This window comes from Arthrobacter sp. H5, assembly GCF_000520595.1.
Classification (GTDB): Bacteria; Actinomycetota; Actinomycetes; order Actinomycetales; family Micrococcaceae; genus Arthrobacter_D.
Genome location: NZ_KI915026.1, coordinates 28,594 through 31,747 on the forward strand (window position 1 = coordinate 28,594; position 3,154 = coordinate 31,747).

The 3,154-nt window shown below is 64.7% G+C and carries 3 protein-coding genes; 1 reads left to right on the forward strand and 2 read right to left on the reverse strand.

From position 1 onward, the window contains the following. Nucleotides 1–445 (forward strand): alpha/beta fold hydrolase (locus tag Y708_RS30075; protein WP_162150503.1); only part of this gene is annotated, 445 nt, incomplete at its 5' end. Here Y708_RS30075 and Y708_RS0119195 read toward each other — a convergent pair. Both Y708_RS0119195 and Y708_RS31275 read right to left on the reverse strand, forming a co-directional pair. Next, nucleotides 427–2,235 carry a gamma-glutamyltransferase family protein gene (locus tag Y708_RS0119195; protein WP_028281167.1) on the reverse strand — a complete coding sequence of 603 codons (1,809 nt, stop codon included), beginning with the start codon at nucleotides 2,233–2,235 and terminating at the stop codon, nucleotides 427–429. The two genes, Y708_RS30075 and Y708_RS0119195, sit on opposite strands and share 19 nt — an antisense overlap. 28 nt (nucleotides 2,236–2,263) lie before the next feature. Further along, nucleotides 2,264–3,154, reverse strand: an 891-nt coding sequence (locus Y708_RS31275) for an aldehyde dehydrogenase family protein (protein WP_035776885.1), incomplete at its 5' end; no start/stop codon positions are given.

Genomic DNA, 3,154 nt, shown 5'->3' on the forward strand with positions numbered 1-3,154 from the left:
GGGCGGTGCGCTGGGTACTAGCCGCAACAACGCCGCCACCCAGGCGCTCACGAGCGGCGATTCCGCACAGCTCCAGCCCCTATTCTTCGACGAAGAATGGGCCGAAAACCACCAGGAAGCAGTCCAGTCCTACTTCAACGCGCCCGCATCCGCCCGCGTAAAATCCCGGCACTTCAGCGCAAGCCGGAATCACGACACCCTGAGCTCGCTCTCAGGCATCCAGGCGCCGACGCTGATCATCCACGGCACCGAGGATCTCCTTACCCCGCTGGAAAACGCACTGGTGCTGTACAAGGCGATTCCGCGCGCCACGCTGATCAAAATAGCCGGTGGGCGGCACGGAACTCATCTCGACCACCCGGAAACCACGAGATGGATCCGGGACTTCATCCTCAGGAAGGGCGCACGCTTTGAGGAGGGTACCGGCTACCTGCCGACTGCGTAGCCCTGCATCCCACGGGGATTGGCGCCCGCCCGGACAATGCCCGTTGCGGGATCCCGTGACACCGCGCACAGGCGCCCAATGTCCCAGTCGCCAGCACGCGCGACCCTGTGGCCGCGGGCCTGCAACTGGTCCAGTACCTCATTTCCCACCCTCCGCTCAAGGACGACCACGCCCAGCTGATGTTCGTGGGGATAAAAGGAGCTGGGGAAGTGCGTGCTGTTGAAGGCGGGCGCGTCAATCGCTTCCTGCAGATTCATCTGGCCCGCAAGATGGTTGAGCAGGAAGTGCAGCTGCCATTGGTCCTGCTGGTCGCCGCCGGGTGACCCGAAAGCAAGAACAGGTTCACCCCCGGCCAGAACCAGTGTCGGCGAAAGGGTCGTCCTGGGTCGTTTGCCGGGGGCGAGGGTATTGGGCAAGCCATCTTCCAGCCAGGCCATCTGCAGCCGGGTGCCCAGCGGAAAGCCTAGCTCGGGAATTACCGGTGATGAATGCAGCCACCCTCCGCTGGGCATCGCCGAGACCATATTGCCCCAACGGTCGACGACGTCGACGTGCACCGTGTCGGATCGGGCTTCGCCGCTGGGCCGTGGACCCGTGTCGAGGAGGGCCGCGACGGCATTGGGCTCGCCCACCCCGGTCAACCCAGCCGGATCGAAATCACCCTTCTCTACCAGGTCGGGCAAAACCGGTGTCCGGCCATCCGGGCTGCCGGGCCGGATTTCCAGTGACGCCCGCTCCCCAACGAGCTGGCGGCGTTCCGCCGCATAGCTGGCGGAGAGCAGGGTCACCGCGGGTACGTCATCGACATCGCCGTACCAGGCGTCCCGGTCCGCGAACGCCAGTTTGGTGACCTCAAGGATCCTGTGGATGCCGTCGGCAGTGCCCGGGTCTACCTCAAGTCCGTCCAGCATCGCCAGTTGCTGCAGAAGAACCGGCCCCTGGCTCCAGAAGCCGGGCTTGCAGACCGTGTGTCCGTTGAACTCCAGGGTCTGGGGTTCCTCGTAGTGCGGCCGCCAGGAGGCCATATCCTCTCGGGTGAGGAACCCGGTGTGGTCTTGACCGGACGAATCCCGCCATGGCGTTTTCACAAACTCGGCAACGGCATCAGCCACAAATCCCTCGGTCCATTCCCGGATGGCGGCGTCGATACCTTCCTCCCGGGTGCCGCCGCTGGCGAGCGCTCCGGCCTCGGCATCCATAAGCCGTTGGTAGGTGCCAGCCAGTGCCTTGTTGACCATCAGCTGGCCCGGCTCCGGAACCTTTCCCCTGGGGAGGTAGATATCGGCGGAAGTTCTCCAGTGCTCCCGGAACATCGGCTCCATCCGCCGGATGTACTCCACAACCTTAGCCGGGATCGGATAGCCGCTCTCCGCATAGGATGCGGCCATGCCCAAAGCGTCGCTCAGACTGATGGTTCCGTGGTCCCTAAGGAAAGTCATCCAGCCCAGGGTCGAACCGGGGATTGCCGCAGCAAGGGGTCCGGTTCCCGGAACCATGTGGAGACCAAGCCCAGCAAATGCCTCTGGAGTTGCGGCAGCGGGTGCTGGACCCTGCGCGCACAGCACCCTCGGCTTCTTGTCGTCGGCGCGGGCAAAGATCAGAGGCATATCCCCTCCCGGCCCGTTCTGGTGCGGCTCAACGACCTGCAGCGTGAATCCCGCCGCGACGGCGGCGTCGAACGCGTTTCCGCCCCGTTCGAGGACACCCATGGCAACCTGTGACGGCAGCCAGTGGGTCGAGGAGACCATACCGAAGGTGCCGGCCAGTTCCGGCCTGGTGGTGAAGTTCATAGTTGTAGCCCTTCCAAGACAGGCACCGCTAGTTGGACGGGAAGGCGAAGGAGGCGTCGGAAGCGTGGGCCGATTCCGGCCAGCGCTGGGTGACGACTTTGCCCCGAGTGTAGAAGCGGACGCCGTCGGGCCCGTAAATGTGCAGGTCCCCGAACAGGGAGTCGTTCCAGCCGCCGAAGGAGTGCCAGGCGACCGGCACCGGTAGCGGTATGTTCACACCGATCATGCCAACCTTCACTGAGCGCATGAACTTACGCGCATGCGCACCGGAGGCGGTGAACACGGCCGTCCCGTTGCCGTACGGATTGGCATTGATCAGCTCAATCGCCTCATCGAGGTTGGCCACACGCACAATGAGCAGCACGGGGCCGAAGATTTCCTCGGTATAGGCGCTCATGTCGGCCCTGACCCGATCGATCACGGTCGGGCCGACGAAGAATCCGTCCTCGTTGCCTTCGACGACCAGGCCCCGCCCGTCCACGACCAGCGCAGCGCCGTCGGCCTCTGCCTCGCCGACAATGCGAATTACCCGGTCCCGTGCGGCCGGAGTGATGACAGGGCCCATGTCCGAGTCGGTTTTGGTCCCCTCGGCGACGGTCACCTTGTTTGCCCGCTCGGCGACCTTCCCGATCAGCACATCCGCGGCATTACCGACGGCGACGGCGACCGAGATGGCCATGCAACGCTGGCCAGCCGATCCGAAGGCAGCCGCATTCAGGTGGTCCGCCGCCAGATCCATATCGGCGTCGGCCAGCACCACGGCATGATTCTTCGCCCCGCCCAGTGCCTGGACCCGTTTGCCGTTGGCTGTTGCCCGCTCGTGCACGTACTGCGCGATCGGGGTCGACCCGACAAAGGAAATCCCATCGACATCCGGGTGCTCCAGCAGTCCGTCGACCGCTTCCTTGTCGCCGTGAAG